The sequence below is a fragment of the Alteromonas sp. AWJ4_199 genome, assembly GCF_056159165.1.
The window spans coordinates 159,382-177,425 of record NZ_JBSWUR010000003.1 but is presented as its reverse complement, the minus strand read 5'-3'; the positions used below and the strand labels follow the sequence as shown (position 1 = coordinate 177,425).

At 45.2% G+C, this 18,044-nt stretch carries 13 protein-coding genes and 3 tRNA genes; 14 read left to right on the top strand and 2 right to left on the bottom strand.

Annotated features, from left to right (window positions below; genetic code table 11):
- The first annotated feature begins 50 nt into the window (after positions 1 to 50).
- The 4 genes from ACXAER_RS17860 to betI all read left to right on the top strand — a co-directional run bounded on the left by ACXAER_RS17860 (position 51) and on the right by betI (position 5,683).
- Positions 51 to 704 carry a carbonic anhydrase gene (locus ACXAER_RS17860; RefSeq protein ID WP_458731998.1) on the top strand — a complete coding sequence of 218 codons (654 nt, stop codon included), beginning with the start codon at positions 51 to 53 and terminating at the stop codon, positions 702 to 704.
- An 11-nt stretch (positions 705 to 715) separates the two neighbouring features.
- Positions 716 to 2,353: a SulP family inorganic anion transporter gene (locus ACXAER_RS17855; RefSeq protein WP_474831454.1), complete on the top strand. Its 1,638-nt coding sequence runs from the start codon at positions 716 to 718 to the stop codon at positions 2,351 to 2,353.
- Positions 2,354 to 2,611: 258 nt separating this feature from the next.
- Entirely contained in the window at positions 2,612 to 5,035 is a 2,424-nt protein-coding gene (locus ACXAER_RS17850) for a TonB-dependent receptor domain-containing protein (RefSeq protein ID WP_474831452.1), read from the top strand.
- Positions 5,036 to 5,107: 72 nt separating this feature from the next.
- On the top strand, positions 5,108 to 5,683 hold the full coding sequence (gene betI, locus ACXAER_RS17845) for a transcriptional regulator BetI (RefSeq protein WP_474831448.1): 576 nt from the start codon (positions 5,108 to 5,110) through the stop codon (positions 5,681 to 5,683).
- Positions 5,684 to 5,873: 190 nt separating this feature from the next.
- Here the strand turns inward: betI and ACXAER_RS17840 are convergent, their stop codons facing one another.
- Together ACXAER_RS17840 and ACXAER_RS17835 are read right to left on the bottom strand one after the other, a co-directional pair.
- Positions 5,874 to 7,946, bottom strand: a complete 2,073-nt coding sequence (locus tag ACXAER_RS17840) for a M13 family metallopeptidase (RefSeq protein ID WP_474831682.1) — start codon at positions 7,944 to 7,946, stop codon at positions 5,874 to 5,876.
- Entirely contained in the window at positions 7,936 to 9,225 is a 1,290-nt protein-coding gene (locus tag ACXAER_RS17835) for a GNAT family N-acetyltransferase (protein ID WP_474831445.1), read from the bottom strand. Before ACXAER_RS17835 ends, ACXAER_RS17840 begins: the two co-directional genes overlap by 11 nt.
- A 119-nt stretch (positions 9,226 to 9,344) precedes the next feature.
- On the opposite strand from ACXAER_RS17835, the gene ACXAER_RS17830 reads away from it, so the two are divergent.
- The 10 genes from ACXAER_RS17830 (at position 9,345) to ACXAER_RS17785 (ending at position 18,008) form a co-directional block, all read left to right on the top strand.
- On the top strand, positions 9,345 to 9,794 hold the full coding sequence (locus ACXAER_RS17830) for a regulatory protein RecX (RefSeq protein ID WP_474831442.1): 450 nt from the start codon (positions 9,345 to 9,347) through the stop codon (positions 9,792 to 9,794).
- Positions 9,795 to 10,094: 300 nt separating this feature from the next.
- Positions 10,095 to 12,692, top strand: coding sequence for an alanine--tRNA ligase (alaS, locus tag ACXAER_RS17825; RefSeq protein WP_474831440.1), 2,598 nt, complete (start codon positions 10,095 to 10,097; stop codon positions 12,690 to 12,692).
- Between the two features lie 134 nt (positions 12,693 to 12,826).
- Positions 12,827 to 13,018, top strand: coding sequence for a carbon storage regulator CsrA (gene csrA, locus ACXAER_RS17820; RefSeq protein WP_032094439.1), 192 nt, complete (start codon positions 12,827 to 12,829; stop codon positions 13,016 to 13,018).
- Between the two features lie 563 nt (positions 13,019 to 13,581).
- Positions 13,582 to 13,673 (top strand) — tRNA-Ser (locus ACXAER_RS17815).
- A gap of 37 nt (positions 13,674 to 13,710) precedes the next feature.
- A tRNA-Arg gene (locus tag ACXAER_RS17810) sits at positions 13,711 to 13,787 on the top strand.
- Positions 13,788 to 13,840: 53 nt separating this feature from the next.
- Positions 13,841 to 13,917: transfer RNA gene (locus ACXAER_RS17805), tRNA-Arg, on the top strand.
- A 149-nt stretch (positions 13,918 to 14,066) separates the two neighbouring features.
- Entirely contained in the window at positions 14,067 to 14,543 is a 477-nt protein-coding gene (locus ACXAER_RS17800) for an acyl-CoA thioesterase (RefSeq protein WP_474831436.1), read from the top strand.
- A gap of 216 nt (positions 14,544 to 14,759) precedes the next feature.
- Complete coding sequence (locus ACXAER_RS17795) at positions 14,760 to 15,047, top strand: OadG family protein (RefSeq protein ID WP_474831434.1); 288 nt, start codon at positions 14,760 to 14,762, stop codon at positions 15,045 to 15,047.
- Between the two features lie 12 nt (positions 15,048 to 15,059).
- Positions 15,060 to 16,874 (top strand): sodium-extruding oxaloacetate decarboxylase subunit alpha, encoded by a 1,815-nt coding sequence (gene oadA, locus ACXAER_RS17790; protein WP_474831431.1) that lies wholly within the window; start codon positions 15,060 to 15,062, stop codon positions 16,872 to 16,874.
- A gap of 3 nt (positions 16,875 to 16,877) precedes the next feature.
- Positions 16,878 to 18,008, top strand: a complete 1,131-nt coding sequence (locus ACXAER_RS17785; protein ID WP_214993825.1) for a sodium ion-translocating decarboxylase subunit beta — start codon at positions 16,878 to 16,880, stop codon at positions 18,006 to 18,008.
- The last annotated feature ends 36 nt before the right edge of the window (positions 18,009 to 18,044 follow it).

Genomic DNA, 18,044 nt, shown 5'->3' with positions numbered 1-18,044 from the left:
CTGGCGTAATTACATAATCATTACAATTATTAAAAAATTGGGAGTTATATATGGATCACGTTATCTCTGGTGTGGCTAAATTTCAGAAAGAAGTTTATCCGAACAAAAAGGCTACGTTCCAAAAACTAGCAACCGGCCAAAACCCAGAAGTGCTTTTCATTACGTGTTCAGACTCACGTATCGACCCGAACTTAGTAACACAAACTGACCCGGGTGAACTTTTTATTTGCCGTAATGCCGGTAACATCGTTCCTCCTCACAGCAACCAAACAGGCGGTATGACTGCATCTATTGAATTTGCAGTTGCTGCACTGGGTGTTTCTCACATTGTTATTTGCGGTCACACCGACTGTGGTGCGATGAAAGGTGCGATTAACCCTGAAGCGCTGAGCTCACTACCGCATGTTAAAGAGTGGTTGGGCCATTGTCGTGTCGCAACTGACGTGGTTAAAGAGCGTTGCGGTCATTCTGAACTTTCTATTGATGATTTAGAAGCGGTAACGAAAGAGAACGTTGTTCAGCAAATTCAGCACCTTCGCACTCACCCTGCTGTTGCTGCCAAAATCGCAACAGGTCAGGTTAAGCTTCATGGATGGGTTTATAACATTGGTTCAGGTGAAGTGCTTTACTACAACACTGAGTCTGGTGAATTTGATGTAATGGACGAGTCTACTGCCGAAGCACAACTTGCTCGCGGTGAATAAGGTCTGTAACCATGGTAAAAATTAACCTTTCAAATTTACGTGGCGATTTTACCGGCGGTTTAACTGCTGGTATCGTTGCTTTGCCACTGGCGCTTGCACTCGGTGTTGCGTCAGGCCTAGGCCCAATGGCGGGCCTTTATGGTGCTATCGCGGTTGGCTTCTTTGCTGCACTTTTCGGTGGTACACCAGCTCAGATTTCTGGTCCAACGGGACCAATGGTTGTTGTTCTTGCCGGCTTGTTTGCAAGTCTATCAGGCGACGCCAGCCTTATATTCACCGCCGTGATATTAGCGGGTATATTCCAGATTGTTTTTGGTGTTCTTGGCGTTGGTCAATACATTCGCCTAGTGCCTTACCCGGTAATATCAGGCTTTATGTCGGGCATCGGTGCAATCATCATTATCCTGCAGTTGGGTAGGTTATTGGGGCACGAGCCTCCGGGCGGTACGATTGGCGCGTTGTCCTACCTACCGACCGCACTTGCCGATATCGATTTTGCAACCTTGGCGCTTGGCCTTGGTACTTTGGTTATTGCCTACAAATGGCCACCGCAACTAGGCAAATATGTGCCTGGCGCACTGGCTGCACTAATTATTGGAACACTAGTAAGCCTTGCGCTATCAGTGCCTGTTCTTGGTGACATTCCTACAGGCCTACCAAGTCTGCACCTTCCAGTATTTGACCAAAGTAAAGCACTGCTTATTCTTGAAGCCGCGTTTATCCTAGCTGTGCTGGGAGCCATCGATAGTCTACTTACATCTCTTGTTGCTGATAACATGACGCGTACCCGTCACGATAGTAACAAAGAGCTAATCGGCCAAGGTATTGGTAACACCTTTGCTGGTCTTATTGGCGGTATCGCAGGTGCAGGTGCAACCATGCGTACTGTTGTAAACATCCGTAGCGGTGGTAAGTACAACATTTCAGGCATGGTTCACGCGCTAGTGCTTCTAGCCATTGTGTTAGGTCTTAGTCCGCTAGCGGCGCAAATTCCTCACGCTGTACTTGCAGGTATCTTGGTTAAAGTTGGTTTAGACATCATAGACTGGAGCTATCTGAAACGTGCTCACAAGGGACCACGTTGGGACTTCGGCCTAATGATTATGGTGCTTGCGCTAACAGTATTTGTAGACCTAATCACAGCGGTTGGTGTGGGCGTTGTATTTGCTGCACTTGCATACGTTAAGCAAGTCGCGCAACTTCAAATCGAAGAGCTTAAGAAAATCCCTGAGTCGCTTAACGACCCTAAGGAGAACGAGCTTTTAGAGTCACTCAAAAACAAGGTTTCAATTTTTAGCTTTGGTGGTCCACTAAGCTTTGGTGCAGCCGCAGACTTAGGTCACCACGTTCGTGAGCGCGTGAAGCCGGGTTCTAAAGTCACCATACTAGACTTCTCGCGTGTTCCACTCATGGATGTATCAGCAGCAATGGCAGTTGATACGGTAACATCAGACGCACTTGCAGCTGGTCGACAGTTAGTTATTTGTGGTGCAAACGCTGAGGTCAATAAGGTATTAGAGGGCGTAAACGAAGCACACCCTGGTATACCTAACTTTGAAACCTTGCACGACGCTTTGCTTTATGCAGAAAAGCAAGTAGCCGGGACTGAAAGCAAAAACACCAGTTTTCAAGCCGCCACACAGTCGTAAAGTAATACCAAGGTAAGATAAACCTTTCCCTTTTAGCCCTCACTTACGAGGGCTTTTTTATGCCTACAGATCAGATATTTTCATCTCACGGCTAGAAATAATAGAACGCAAACAAGCTTCCGTGGCAAATTTTGTACTGTTCATCCCTAAATTAATTTGTGAATTTAATTAATTGATTGTTCAATTAAACTTAACCTAAGTGTAACAATACCTACCTAAAGTAGTGTGCAAACAATACACAACTACTTTGGGAAACACATGAAACCACACAATAAATTATCTATAGCAATACTTGCTGCCCTTTCATCTATGGCTGCATCGTCACAAGTTTTGGCGGAAGAGGCGGAACGTGCAGAAGAAGAGCGCATAGAAGAGATTACGGTTGTTGGGCGAAGCGTCTCTTACGCTAACAATGCAACAAGCGATGATATGTTTAAACAACAGGCTAACCTTAGCAGCGTTCTAGCCGCTGTAGACAACCTCCCTGGTGTCCTTATAAACGAAGGTGATACCTTTGGCGCTGATGATTGGTCAACGTCTATCGTTATTCGTGGGTTTCAGGTAAACCTAAACGAACAGCAAATAGGTATGACGGTAGATGGCATTGCCAACGGTAATTCAAACTACGGTGGTGGCGCAAAAGCAAATCGTTATATCGATACTGAAAACGTGAATGGCGTAGAGGTGTCACAAGGTACTGCAGATATCGGTTCTCGTTCTCATGAAGCATTAGGCGGTACGTTAAACTTCACCACCATAGACCCATCCATGGAGCAGGGTTTAGTCGCTAGCGTTACCGCTGGTGAGTTTGATGCGTCAAAATATTATGTTCGCTATGATACGGGCGAAATCTTTAAAGATACCTACGCGTGGATCAGTCTTTCAAGCCAAGAAAGCTCTGACTTTATGCAGCAGGCAGCGGAAAATACACGCGACCATTTAGCGATGAAGTTTATCTCTACCGTCAATGACGTGTCTCTTACAGGTTACCTGTCTTACGACGATACCCACGAAGATAACTACCAGCGTATTTATGGCTTAGCGCAATATGAGCAAAACCCAGACTGGGATCAGTTAACTGACGAGTGGACAGGCGTGCCTTATCAAGATCAGGCATATCGCCGCGGTTGGTCTACGCTACGCGAAAATTTATTCGCCTATTTACAGGCAGAATTTACGATTGGTCAGGTCGACTTTATGACTAACGTGTACTATCACGACAACGAAGGCCGAGGGGAGTGGGTGCCTCCATATATCGTTGATGTTACTGATGACGGCGCAGAAGGCCATTCAGAGCTTGTTGTTGGCAACACGGTATTTGGCGGGCAAGAACTCGGACAAATTTACTTTGTGGATAGACAAGGCAATCAGTTAAGCCCTATTGAAGGTTGTCAAAGTTCACTAACTTTCCCTTATGGCGGTGCAGGTGCACAGTACGATCCTGGCTGTCACGAGCAAGGGGCTATCCCAGTGGGCTCTTATCGTCATACCCACTATAACAAACAGCGCATAGGCCTTAACGCTGATGCCGTTTGGTACACAAAGATTGGCGATTTTGATAATACGGTTCGATTTGGTATTTGGTGGGAAGATTACGATCGTGATGAGTCACGTGACTGGCACAAAATTACCAACTCATCTATCAGTGTAGATTATGACAACGTACCTTATTGGGTGCAGTACGACAGAACATTCCCGGTTGATACTCTAATGTACTATGTGGAAGACGAGCTAGATTTAGGTTTTGCGCGCATCCGTGCCGGTGCTAAGAAGTTTAACGTCGATATTGAAAAAACGGACAACTTTGATTCAGCTAACAACTTATCGGTAAATACTGATTCTGATACGCTATTCTCAGCCGGTATTGTCGCACCATTGCCGTTTGAAGGATTAGAAGTCTTTGCTGGTTACGGTGAAAACTTTGCGGCAATTAAAGACGCGCAGCTAGAGCGCAACGATACTGACCTCCGTTTTATAAAGCCAGAAACAGCTGACAACATAGACGTGGGTTTCCGCTACGCATCACCGGGCTTCAATGCCAGTGTGACCTACTACAATATTGAGTTTAACGACCGTATTCAATTTACCAGCAACGAAACTTCAGAGGGAATAGACTTTCTTGAAGCGGCCGCTGGTGGTTACAAAAACGTGGGCGGTATAGAGTCTAGCGGTTTTGAAATTTCAGCAGACGTTATGCTAACCGATGAGTTCTCGTTGTTTACCTCTATTACTCTAAGCGATTCTGAATACGTTGCTACGGTAGGAAGTTCAGGCACGGAATACGATACGCTTGACGATGCGCTGGCAGCCATTGCTGACCCTGAAAACCCAGAAGTGTCACTGGTAGCTATTGAAGGTAATACGGTTATCGGTACGCCTGACACTATGGCTGTAATTAGCCTTGACTGGGCACGCGATAACTACTTTGCTGGTTTGTCTACAAAGTACGTTGATAGTCGCTACTTGGATATTGATAATGCCGCACAAGTTGATGACTACATAGTTAGCGACTTCTATATTGGCGGTTTTATCGAAAACATTGGCCCAGGTGTTGAAGAGTTGGAAGTGCGTTTAACAGTAAACAATCTTTTTGATGAAGACTATGCGTCTACTATCGCCCCAGGTGCATTTTGGATTGGCGCACCTCGCGCTGTTGCAGTCAACGCACGCTTAACCTTTTAATCGTGATATCATACCTGCGACAGCATAGCGCTGTTGCAGGTTATTTTTAGATTTAAGGTTTGGAGTTGTAGCATGCCCAAGGTGGGAATGGAGCCAGTTCGTAAGAAGCAATTAATTGAAGCAACGCTAGAAGTGATGGCAGAAGTTGGCTATCACGGTACGACGATTAGCTTAATTAGTAAAAGAGCTGGGCTTTCTTCAGGGATAATCAGTCACTATTTCGGTGATAAGCAAGGGTTAATTGAAGCAACCATGCGTCACCTTCTTGATGCGCTTAAAATCTCGCAGCGCATTAATGATCCGCTAGAGCGTATTGACTTCATCATTGAGAACAACTTTTCGCAAACGCAAGGGGCAAGTTCAGCCACCAATACTTGGTTTAACTTTTGGGCGCTATCGCTGCACAATGAAGGCTTGCATCGTTTGCAATGTATTAACCACAAACGCTTAGAACGTAACTTAGCGTTTAGCTATCGCATGTTACTTCAACCTGAACAGGTTAAAAATGCCGCAGCGTCCACCGCTGCACTCATTGACGGTTATTGGCTACGTTATTCAATGGGAAGCGTAGGGAATGGCGACTTTTCTGAGGCTGTAGCCCGCTGTAAGCAGTACGTTCGTGATTTAATTGCCCAATACGGGAAATAAAAAACGCACGGAAAAACAGCACCCCTGCAGACGCGATGAAATATCCAACGTATTGATTTTAAAATATAAAAAGGCGGTAGGACGTAAGTCGTACCGCCTTTCTTATATTTTAAGCAGTTGGTGCCCAACGCATGATGCTATCCGGCGCAGTGAGCCAATATATGGCTCACCAAACTGCTCAATCAACAGGTTACCAAATTCTTACACGCTCTTCTGGCGCAAGATAAAGTGCATCGCCTGGCTTCACATCAAATGCCTCATACCATGCATCGTGGTTTCTTGGCGCTTGAGCACGATAACGGCCTGGTGCGTGTGTACCTGCACGTAGTTGGTTAAGCATGCTTTCTTCGGTGCGCTTTTCTTTCCACACTTGTGCCCAAGCTAGGAAGAAACGCTGGTCGCCTGTTAGGCCGTCAATTACCGGCGCTTCTTTGCCGTTAAGGCTAAGCTTGTAGGCGTGGTAGGCCATAGCTAGACCGCCTACATCGCCAATGTTCTCACCCAAGCTGTTGCGACCGTTTACGAAGTTACCTTCGATAGGCTCGTACTGGCTGTATTGCTCGGCTAGCATGTCTGCTTTTTCTTCAAATGCTGCACGGTCGGCATCTGTCCACCAGTTGCGCTGAATACCGTTTGCATCAGATTTTGAACCTTGGTCGTCAAAACCGTGGCCCATCTCATGACCAATTACCGCACCAATAGCACCGTAGTTTACAGCAGCATCGGCATTAGGGTCGAAGAATGGCGGTTGTAAAATAGCCGCTGGGAATACAATTTCATTGAACGAACTATTGTAGTAGGCGTTAACGCGCTGCGGTGTCATACCCCAGCGGTTGCGGTCAGTTTTTTCTAGCTCGCGCTCTACCGACTGGTCTTGGAAGAAAGTACGCAGGTTGCGCACGTTGCCCACTAAGTCTTTGTCGCTAATGGTTACGCCGTCGAAAGACTGCCACTCGTCTGGGTAGCCAATTTTAGGGTTAAACGCCATTAGCTTTTCTTTGGCGTTAACCTTGGTTTCTTCGCTCATCCAGTCTAGGTTTTCAATACGCTCACCCAGCGCGGTACGCAAGTTCTCAACCAATTCCGCCATTTGCTCTTTTGAGCTTTCTGGGAAGTATTCGTTTACGTAGATCTTGCCAATAGCAAAGCCCAATGATTCAGTGCCAGACATTTGGCTAACTGCGCGCTTCCAGCGAGGACGTGGCTCTTGCTGACCGCTTAGCGTGCGACCGAAGAAGTCAAAATTCGCTAAGTAGATATCTTCTGAAAGGAAGCCAGCGTTATTTGAAATAGTGTGGTATTTCAAGTACGACTTCCAATCGGCTAAGTCAGCGTTGTTAATAATTCTGATAACGTCTTTGACAGGCTCTGGCTGTGAAATATTCAGCTCAGGCACTTTGTAGCCGGTTTGAGCAAAATACGTGTCCCAATCAAAACCTGGGTATGCGTCAGACAATTTACTACGCTCAATTTGATTAAGCGTTAGGTCGCGGTCACGGCGTTTTTCGCGAGGCCACTGAATGTCTGCAATTTGTGTTTCAAGAGCAAGAATGTTCGCTGCTTTTTCTGCTGCGTTTTCTTCGCCTGCAAAATTAAGCATTTCCTCAATATGTGCTACATAAGCTTCGCGGATCTTAACAAAGCGTTCGCTATCGCTTAAGTAATAGTCACGATCAGGAAGGCCTAAACCACCTACACCAACGCTTAGCTGGTATTCGTTCGGATCAAGGCGGTTGTACCACATGCCACCATAAATAGGAGTACTTGAACCCACCAGCCAGCTATTACCAAAAGCTTTGGTTAGGTCAGTTCTATTTTCGATGCTTTCTATCGAAGTTAGTACGTCCTGAATTGGCTCAATACCTTTTTCATTAATGGTATCGGTGTCCATATAGGCAACAAAGAAGTCGTGAACAAGCTGCTCTTCTGCATTTAGCGAAGACTTTTCCATTAGTCCATCAATGATGTTTTTAACTTGCTCTTCGCTGCGCTCAGCGAGGCCAGTAAACGCGCCATAGCGGGTTTTGTCAGCGGGGAGTTCATAGTTGTCGTACCATGTACCACTTGCGTACATAAAGAAGTCATCACCAGGTTTTACTGTTTCGTTGCGTGCGCTTAAGTCAACGCCGAAAGAACCTAGCTCTGCTTCACCTTTCGCCTCAACAGTGCTTTCCTGTGTTTGTTCTTTTACTTGCTCAGGCTGACCACAACCTGCAAGGCCTAAAGATGCCGCAATTGCTACGGCTAAAAGTTTATGTTTCATCATTTTTCTCGTTGTGATTATAAGTGTCGTCGTTAGGTGCAGTGACACTCGTTGTTTTTAAAGTAGGCACAAATTCCTTATTAAACGGTAAAGCATTCCGTGCCTGATTAAAATAGCTTGCGATATGCGGCGTTTCGCGCTGTAAAAAGTCTGCTACAGCACTGTGGAACGATGCATGTCTTAATTTGTGGTGTGAACGGCAATAAATAGGCTCGAAACCTCGAAGTATTTTATGCTCACCCTGGGTTCCGGGGTTGAATAACTCTAGCTTTTTCGAAATAGCAAATTCGATGCCTTCAAAATAGCAGCAGGCAAAATGTAACCCGTCTATTTCTTTAAGTGCTCCCCAATATCTCCCATACAGCCCTGTGTCATCATAGAAAAATAGGGCGCTGGCTACCGCAACTTCATTTTCCATTGCAGTCACGATAAGCATGTTGTCACTCATGGTGTCGACAAGTTGCTCAAAGAACGCATCATTTAAATATCCCACGTGACCGCTGCGTTTTAAATAGGTTGCTTTGTAACACTTTGTGAAAAACTGCAGAATTTCTGGGCTAATTTCACTTCCCGTATGGTGGGTAAATCGAATGCCTCGGTCACTGAGTTTACGGCGACTTTTCTTTATGTCTTTCCTTTTGCGGGATGTCAGTGCGTTAAGAAAATTGTCGAAGTCACCATACCCGTAGTTATGCCACTGAAACTGAACGGCGTAACGAGTTAAGTAACGGGTTGCAGCATGGGTTAAAGCCGAAGTTTGCGTTTCGTCGTTAACCGAAAGTTGTGCCGACGTTCTCTCATTGGGAAATAGGTAGTGAAAAGAAGAAAGCTCTTCCCCAAACGCTGATGCTACATACTCTGTCAAAGTATGCTCCAGTTTCTCCATAAGAGTGTGCGTTAGAGTAACGCTATCATCGCAAAGTATCCTTGGGCCTGTAACAGGGGTGAAAGGGATTGCTGATATCCATTTAGGATAATAGTCGAGCCCGTGCTGTGCATATGCGTTGGCCCATGCATGATCAAATACATACTCGCCATAGCTATGCGTTTTTAGAAAACCAGGAATAATGATGCTGACTTTTTCTTCCTGATCATGGCTTATAGCAATATGGCAAGGTTGCCAACCCGATTCATTTTTACACGAACCGCTGTTTTCCAATGCATGTAAAAACTCATAGGAAAGAAAAGGGCCCGCATTTTTTGCAAGTTGTTGCCAACGCTCTTTCGAAAGCTGTTCGATAGAATCTATTATTGTTATGCGATAGTCAGGTGCTGTCATGCAGTTAATATCATGTAGAGGTTTTGTGCGTAAAACGCTTAGATAGTCGCAATATACGAGTATTTAGCGCTAAAATAACGCGGTTTCTACGTTTAATACAGAAGAGTAAGTTTACAAAAATGTCACAGTTCGATCGAAAAATCATTACCGACGCGATTACTCGCATGCTGGCACGACGAGAGCATAGCTTTAACGAGGTAGTGCGCAAGCTACAGCAGAAAGGAATAGCGAGCGAGGCTTTTATGCCTATTCTGGAGGAATTTAAAGACGCTGATATTCAAAGTGACGCTAGGTTTGCTGAAAGCCGAGCGCGCGCACTGTATTTAAAAGGAAAGGGGCCTCGTGCAATAAAACTAGACCTACAACAATATGGTGTAGATGAGAGTACTGCTGAGCATGCAATGACAGATATTGATGCTGACTGGTTTGAAAGCGCGAAAAAAGTAAAAGAAAAAAAGTTTGGCGAGTTTTATGAAACAGAATTCGCCTTAAGGCAAAAGCAAAAACAATTTTTGCAATACCGTGGTTTTTATCAGGAACACATCGATTATGCGGTTAGTGCTAATTAAACTAAACGTTTCTTTTCGGCCAGTTTTGCCAAGCTCCGCACTTTCATACTAATCACCCAAACGAATATCCGCTATTTTTTACTAAATTAAGGTAAAATTTGGCGGTATCTCGTGCCCTTGCCACTTAACAAAATTGCGCTTTCCGTGGTATTGTTGCGCAAATTTGTGCGCATTTTTATTATTCAAAGAATGGTAATAAGGTATGGCACATTGAGTAATGACGAAATGTCCCGATTATAAGCCTTATCAAACAGGCAATTCGCACGTTTCAAAAATAGAATAAAGGAAGTTAGGTTTTCAATGACATTATCAACTGCTGACTTACGTAACAAGTTTATCGATTATTTTAAAAGCCATGGCCATCAGGCAGTGGCAAGCTCGTCACTGGTGCCGGCAGATGATCCCACGCTTCTTTTTACTAATGCGGGCATGAACCAGTTTAAAGACTGCTTCTTAGGTGCAGAAAAGCGTAGTTATACCCGAGCAGTCTCTTCGCAGCGCTGCGTGCGCGCCGGTGGTAAACACAACGACCTTGAAAACGTAGGTTATACCGCCCGTCACCACACTTTTTTCGAAATGATGGGTAACTTTAGCTTCGGCGATTACTTCAAAAAAGAAGCGATTGAGTTTGCATGGAACTTTCTAACTAAAGAAGTAGGTTTACCAAAAGAAAAGTTACTCGTTACCGTTTACTCTGACGACGACGAAGCGTTCGATATTTGGGAAAACCACATCGGTGTGCCTAAAGAAAAAATCATCCGTATCAGCACATCAGATAACTTCTGGTCAATGGGTGATACCGGCCCCTGTGGTCCTTGTTCTGAGATCTTTTATGATCACGGTGCGCACATTTGGGGTGGTCCTCCGGGAACACCAGAAGAAGACGGCGACCGTTTTATCGAAATTTGGAACCTAGTATTCATGCAGTTTAACAAACAAGCTGACGGTACCATGGAGCCGCTGCCAAAACCGTCTATCGATACGGGAATGGGCCTAGAGCGTATTTCAGCTATTTTACAAAACGTGCACAGTAACTACGAGATTGACCTGTTCCAAAATTTGATTAAGTCAGCTGCATCAATTGTTGGTACTGACGACCTAGAAAATAAGTCTTTGCGTGTTATTGCCGATCATATCCGTTCGTGCAGTTTCTTGATTTGTGATGGCGTAATGCCTACCAATGAAGGGCGTGGCTATGTATTGCGCCGCATTATTCGTCGTGCGGTTCGCCACGGCTATCAGCTAGGTGCAAACGATATTTTCTTCTATAAGCTGGTTGCATCACTGGCCAAAGAAATGGGCGAGGCGTATCCAGAACTTGTCGACCAGCTGCCTGTTATTGAGAAAGTACTGCGCGTTGAAGAAGAGCAATTTAGCAAAACCCTAGCTCGGGGTATGGCTATTCTCAACGATACGCTAGAAACTTTGGAAGGCGATACAGTTCCAGGTGACGTAGTGTTTAAGCTTTACGACACTTATGGCTTCCCTACTGATTTAACTAATGATGTAGCACGTGAGCACGACCTTAAAATTGACGAAGAAGGTTTTGAAGCTGCTATGCAAGCTCAGCGTGCTCGTGCACAGCAGGCTAGCAACTTTGGTGCAGACTACAACAGTAAACTCGCCATTGACCACACAACCTCATTTACTGGGTACACCGATGTAGAAGGCCAAGCGAATGTGGTTGAACTTATTGCCGACAATGCATTCGTAGAAAAGCTAGAAGACGGTCAGGAAGGCGTTGTGGTATTAGATAGCACACCGTTCTACGCTGAAAGCGGTGGTCAGGCTGGTGATAAAGGTGTGCTTCGCGTTGCTAACGGTGAGTTCATTGTTACTGACACCCAAAAAATGGGTAATGCATTTGCTCATAAAGGTATTGCTAAAGGCTCGGTGTCTAAAGGTGATACGGCAACGGCGGCAATTGATTCTGCAAATCGTGAAGCCATCAAAAAGAACCACAGTGCTACCCATTTACTTCACGCCGCGCTGCGTGAAATTCTTGGTGAGCACGTAACGCAAAAAGGCTCATTGGTTGAAGCGCCGCGCATGCGTTTTGACTTCTCGCATTTTGAGGCAGTAACGGCTGAGCAACTTGCTGAGATTGAAAGACGAGTTAACCAAGAAATACGTGCAAACCACACGTTAGCAACTGAACTAATGGATTTGGATGAAGCCAAAGCATCAGGAGCAATGGCGCTATTTGGTGAAAAGTACGACGAAAAAGTTCGCGTGGTAACCATGGGGCCATTCTCTGTTGAGCTATGTGGTGGTACTCACGTTACACGTACTGGTGATATTGGCTTGTTTAAAATTACCAGTGAAGCGGGTATTGCATCGGGCGTTCGACGTATCGAAGCAGTTACTGGCGAGCATGCACTTGAAGTCGTGCAAACCCAACAAGCGACACTGTCTTCATTGTCTGCGTTATTGAAAACAGACAGCCAAAATGTACTTGATCGCGTAGTTTCTCTACAAAATCAGACTAAAGAACTAGAAAAAGCGCTTAATTCTGCGAAACAAAAACTGGCGAGTCAGCAAGGTGCTGATATGCTTAGTAATGCAGTAGAGATAAATGGCGTTAAAGTTCTTATTGCGAATTTGGAAGGTGTTGAAGCGAAGTCATTGCGTTCAATGATGGATGACATTAAAAACCGAATTGGTGAAGGGATCGTAGTATTAGGTGTGGCTAATGACGCGAAAGTGAATCTTATTGCTGGCGTTACTAAAAACCTCACTAGTAAAGTTAAAGCGGGCGAGCTAGTTAACTTTGTCGCATCACAAGTAGGTGGCAAAGGGGGCGGTCGTCCAGATATGGCACAGGCAGGCGGTGACCAGCCTGAAAACTTGGGCCAGGCGCTAGATTCGGTTAACGCTTGGTTACAAGATAAGCTATAATTATTTTTGTGTATAACAGTGAGTTTTTGAAGTGACACAGAAACAGGGAATCGCTGTCGCTACCATCGGGTCGTGCCGTTGGGTTGGCAAATATTAATGGATGATGTTCAGTATTAAGGAACAGGAGCAAGCGAATGCTTATTTTGACTCGTCGAGTTGGTGAAACGCTTATGGTAGGTGACGATGTAACCGTTACCGTACTAGGCGTAAAAGGGAATCAGGTACGTATAGGTGTTAACGCACCAAAAGAAGTTTCTGTGCACCGTGAAGAAATATATATGCGCATTCAGGCAGAAAAAGGCGGTCAGCCAGATTCTGCAGAATAATTGCATTGTACGCTTCATTGGAAAGGTCAGCTTCAGCTGACCTTTTTTGTTTTAAGTGAGTAAATCTTATCGGGCTTTAACGCAAGTCTATTGTTTCAGTTCTATTTCGCCAGAAATGACGTTGTGATGTCTCCCGCTAACGACCAAGTTAAGTCTCCGGGTCGTGCACAGCTTTTTCTAGCACAGTGCCTTCTGGGTGGACGATTTTAAAATCGAGACATTTACTGCTCTATTTGAGATTTTGGAGCGTTTTAAAAGAACTGAAGTAAGTAATTCGAATCAGCGTACTTGGTTATGAACGAATAAATTCAAAACTTTTTGATATTATTTTTGAAAAATTGACTAAATTATTAAGGTGGGTCAGTTAAAACTGCAATGAAGCTGCGCATATTCAAATGCAAATTAACGAGGATCGTTAAATAAAATTCGGTTTAATTGCTTGTATTGCGAACAAATTACTGGTTTTTTGCTCGAATCGTTTAAAATGGCAGCGGGTGAACAATTTCTTTATAAAAAAGGTTTGACTCAGGCCAATGAATCCGTAAAATGCACCCCGCAGTCAAGGAGAGGTGGGTGAGTGGCTGAAACCAGTTCCCTGCTAAGGAACCATACGCATATACGCGTATCGAGGGTTCGAATCCCTCCCTCTCCGCCATTATTCGTTGGCAGTGACGGCCAACAACAAGTTTTGCGCGTGTGTAGCTCAGCTGGATAGAGTACCTGGCTACGAACCAGGCGGTCGGAGGTTCGAATCCTTCCACACGCGCCACTTATTTTAAAGCGTCACCTTTTGAAGTAAAATTCAAAAGAATACAAGTTAACGCGTGTGTAGCTCAGCTGGATAGAGTACCTGGCTACGAACCAGGCGGTCGGAGGTTCGAATCCTTCCACACGCGCCATATTGAATAGCCCACCTCTTTAGGTGGGCTTTTTCGTTTCTGACTCCTTCATCTCCTTATTTCTTTTTACGCTACTTTCGTATAAGCGCGTTGTATGAAATTTGAGCTAAACTTAATGTGTCTGACAGCAGTTAAGCGCGAGGTACGCTATGGCACATCCATCCACTACTTTTCGATTTCTTGCAGAGCCTACCGATGTTAACTTCGGCGGTAATGTCCACGGCGGTATCGTCATGAAGTGGATTGATCAAGCGGCCTATGCGTGTGCTGCTCAGTGGTCGAAATGCTATTGCGTTACGGTATCCGCTAACGGCATACGTTTCATAAAACCTATAAAAGTCGGTCAACTTGTTGAGATATCTGCGTCTCTCGTTCATACAGGTAGCTCGAGTATGCACATTTATGTGGTGGTTAAATCGGGGGACGCAACGGCCAACACAACCACTGTAGCTAACCGTTGTTTCATTACATTTATGGCGGTAGATTGCGACGGCAACCAGGTGATCGTGCCTTCATACATTCCAGAAGACGAGCAGCATATGCAATTAGAATTAGTAGCTATGCATGCTAAAGACTTTGCAAAACGGTTAGACAGCGACTTTACAGAGAATACTGGTTTTCATTAAACCGTGTTTATCTAAAAACTAACTGCGATGCTTAAAGCAACATCTCTCAGTATGCTATTGATACTATGTTTTTGTTGCAAATTTATTAAGTAATTATGCATTAAGTTGCACATTGGTGGGTTTTATTCAAATTTAAGTGGTTTTTTATGCTGTTGTGTTGTGTTTTTAAAAACCTCGTGATACTTATTCAGGTACAAAATAACAACAGGATTGAATATGAATTCGGAATCCGTCGCTAGTTTGCTCATTGAAGCAGGCTCTCTTATGCTCATAGGAATGGTATTTGTCTTTTCGTTCTTGGGGCTGCTTATTGTTGGCATTCATTTAATTGCACGTTTTTGTGAAGCATTTCCAGGTGAAACGCCTGATACTGTAGCGACACGTCCTTCAGCCAACTTTGCTCGAGATAATCAAGCGGTACAACCGGGGATAGACGGTAATGTCATCGCTGCTATTTCTGCCGCAATTCATACCCATCGCCAAAATTCTAAAAATAAAGCCTAATCAGGAGTTACCATGTCTAAGCCTCTGGCCCTTACCGAGCTGGTCCTGCGTGATGCCCATCAATCGCTTCTTGCTACGCGTATGCGTATTGAGGACATGCTTCCCATTGCTGAAAAGTTAGATAAGGCAGGCTTTTGGTCTGTTGAATCTTGGGGCGGTGCGACCTTTGACGCCTGTATCCGTTACTTGGGAGAAGACCCATGGGAGCGCATTCGTAAGTTAAAGGCAGCCATGCCCAATACCAAACAGCAAATGTTATTGCGTGGTCAAAACTTATTGGGTTATCGCCACTATGCTGACGATGTCGTTACTCGCTTTGTAGAGCGCGCCCACGAAAGCGGTGTAGACGTGTTTAGGATTTTTGATGCCATGAATGACATCAGAAATTTGAAAACTGCTATTAAAGCTACCATAGACAGCGGCGCTCACGCGCAAGGCACGATTTCTTACACAGTAAGTCCTGTGCATAATCTAGAGCTGTGGCTAGATATGGCTAAACAACTTGAAGACCTCGGCGTGCATTCTATCTGTGTAAAAGACATGGCCGGGCTTTTAAAGCCTTATGAATGCGAAGCATTAATTACAGGATTAAAAGAAACCGTCGATGTACCTATCGCTATGCAGTGCCACGCCACTACAGGGTTGAGCACGGCAACTTACCAAAAAGCTATTGATGCCGGTATTGATATGCTCGATACAGCTATCTCATCAATGAGCATGACCTACGGTCACAGCGCAACTGAAACTATGGTTTCAATCGTTGAAGGCACAGAACGCGATACGGGAATATCGCTGCCTGAACTGGAAGACATTGCCAGTTATTTTAGAGAAGTCAGAAAGAAATACAGCAAATTTGAAGGAAGCCTTAAAGGTGTAGATGCACGTATTCTGCTGGCCCAAGTGCCAGGTGGCATGCTAACCAACATGGAAAGTCAGCTAAAAGAGCAGGGTGCTGAAGATAAGTTTGAAGAGGTGTTAAAAGAAATCCCTCGGGTACGTGAAGATCTTGGGTTTATCCCTCTTGTAACGCCCACCTCGCAAATTGTCGGCACGCAGTCGGTGCTTAATGTGCTAACAGGCGAGCGCTATAAGAGCATTACCAAAGAAACGGCTGGTGTACTCAAAGGCGAGTATGGTGCTACTGCGGCTCCAGTAAACAAGAAACTACAAGAGCGTGTGCTAGATGGTGCAGAGCCCGTAACATGCAGACCTGCTGATAACATTGCGCCTGAGCTTGATGCGCTGAGCAAAGAGCTAGATGAACTGGCCGAGAAAAAACAACTTTCGCTGTCAGATGATAAAATTGATGATGTGCTGACTTATGCTCTATTTCCCCAGATCGGCCTTAAGTTTATCGAAAATCGCGGTAATCCTGATGCGTTTGAACCTGCACCGGGCGCTCAAGAGGCTAGTGATACCCTTGCGCCAGAACCAGTTAGCACAGCGTCGAACGCGCAAAGTGCAAGCTCGGCTGAATCATATGATGTAAACGTCGATGGTAAAGTGTATCGCGTAGAAGTGGCACCCTCAGGTACGCTAACAAGCGTTACGCCAGCCAATACGTCTCAACCCCAGCCACAAACTGTTAGCACAGCTTCACCTGCCGCTGCGTCGTCGCAGTCAATTGATGCGCCACTAGCGGGTAACGTATTCAAAGTATTAGTACGAACTGGCGATAGTGTATCTGAAGGCGATGTAGTGATGATCCTCGAAGCCATGAAAATGGAAACAGAGATCCGTTCGGCGTATACCGGTACGGTCACTGACATTTCCGTGGGTGAAGGCGATGCTGTAACTAGCGGTCAACCGTTAATCTTATTGGGGTAGTACATGGATAAGTTAATGGTACTTTGGGATAGTACCGCACTTGCGCATTTTGAAGCAGGCCAGCTCATCATGATGGCGGTAGGCTTCGGTTTACTCTATTTAGCCATTGTTAAGAAGTTTGAGCCACTGCTCTTATTACCCATTGGTTTTGGAGCACTGCTTACGAACATTCCAATTGCTGGTTTTTCAGAAGCGGGTGGCTTACTGCACTACATCTATAAAATTGGCATTGATACAGGCGTCTTCCCATTGCTCATTTTTATGGGAGTAGGCGCAATGACAGACTTCAGCGCGCTTATTGCAAACCCTAGAATGTTGCTGCTTGGCGCAGCCGCACAGTTCGGTATTTTTGCGACCCTATTTGGCGCTATTGCGTTAAACCTTATTCCTGGTTTCGAATTTACGCTAAAAGATGCAAGTGCGATTGCCATTATAGGGGGCGCAGATGGGCCCACGGCTATCTTCCTTGCTTCACGTTTAGCTCCTGACTTACTTGGTGCTATTGCGGTTGCTGCTTATTCTTACATGGCGCTTGTGCCTATTATCCAGCCGCCCATTATGAAAGCGCTGACCACAAAAGAGGAACGCGAAATTAAAATGGGCCAACTTCGGCCTGTATCAAAGCGTGAAAAAATTATCTTTCCACTCGCCGTGTTGTTTATGACCATTTTGTTTTTACCAGCTGCCACGCCGCTCGTGGGTATGTTCTGCTTTGGTAATTTAATGAAAGAATGTGGCGTAGTAGACAGGTTAAGCAAAACAGCCCAAAACGAACTTATCAATACCGTGACCATTTTCCTCGGCTTGGCCGTGGGCTCTAAGCTATCGGCTGAGGCATTCCTTACGGTGGAAACCTTGGGTATTTTGGGCTTGGGCGCCATTGCCTTTGGCATAGGAACCGCTGCTGGCGTGTTAATGGCTAAGTTAATGAGTAAGTTATCGGGTGGTAGTATAAACCCGCTCATTGGTGCTGCGGGCGTTTCTGCCGTACCTATGGCGGCGCGAGTCGTTAATAAGGTTGGCTTAGAAGCAAACCCTCATAACTTCCTGTTGATGCATGCAATGGGGCCTAATGTAGCCGGTGTGTTAGGAAGTGCGGTCGCTGCAGGTATTCTGCTAGCACTGGTTGGCTAACTAGCGTAATGCAAATTTGATATTGAGAGGGCAGTT

Excerpts from the sequence above, each read along its gene's own strand:
- ACXAER_RS17860 (WP_458731998.1), top strand. The coding sequence starts at position 51 with ATGGATCACGTTATCTCTGGTGTGGCTAAATTTCAGAAAGAAGTTTAT.
- ACXAER_RS17855 (WP_474831454.1), top strand. The coding sequence starts at position 716 with ATGGTAAAAATTAACCTTTCAAATTTACGTGGCGATTTTACCGGCGGT.
- ACXAER_RS17850 (WP_474831452.1), top strand. The coding sequence starts at position 2,612 with ATGAAACCACACAATAAATTATCTATAGCAATACTTGCTGCCCTTTCA.
- betI (WP_474831448.1), top strand. The coding sequence starts at position 5,108 with ATGCCCAAGGTGGGAATGGAGCCAGTTCGTAAGAAGCAATTAATTGAA.
- ACXAER_RS17840 (WP_474831682.1), bottom strand. The coding sequence starts at position 7,946 with ATGAAACATAAACTTTTAGCCGTAGCAATTGCGGCATCTTTAGGCCTT.
- ACXAER_RS17835 (WP_474831445.1), bottom strand. The coding sequence starts at position 9,225 with ATGACAGCACCTGACTATCGCATAACAATAATAGATTCTATCGAACAG.
- ACXAER_RS17830 (WP_474831442.1), top strand. The coding sequence starts at position 9,345 with ATGTCACAGTTCGATCGAAAAATCATTACCGACGCGATTACTCGCATG.
- alaS (WP_474831440.1), top strand. The coding sequence starts at position 10,095 with ATGACATTATCAACTGCTGACTTACGTAACAAGTTTATCGATTATTTT.
- csrA (WP_032094439.1), top strand. The coding sequence starts at position 12,827 with ATGCTTATTTTGACTCGTCGAGTTGGTGAAACGCTTATGGTAGGTGAC.
- ACXAER_RS17800 (WP_474831436.1), top strand. The coding sequence starts at position 14,067 with ATGGCACATCCATCCACTACTTTTCGATTTCTTGCAGAGCCTACCGAT.
- ACXAER_RS17795 (WP_474831434.1), top strand. The coding sequence starts at position 14,760 with ATGAATTCGGAATCCGTCGCTAGTTTGCTCATTGAAGCAGGCTCTCTT.
- oadA (WP_474831431.1), top strand. The coding sequence starts at position 15,060 with ATGTCTAAGCCTCTGGCCCTTACCGAGCTGGTCCTGCGTGATGCCCAT.
- ACXAER_RS17785 (WP_214993825.1), top strand. The coding sequence starts at position 16,878 with ATGGATAAGTTAATGGTACTTTGGGATAGTACCGCACTTGCGCATTTT.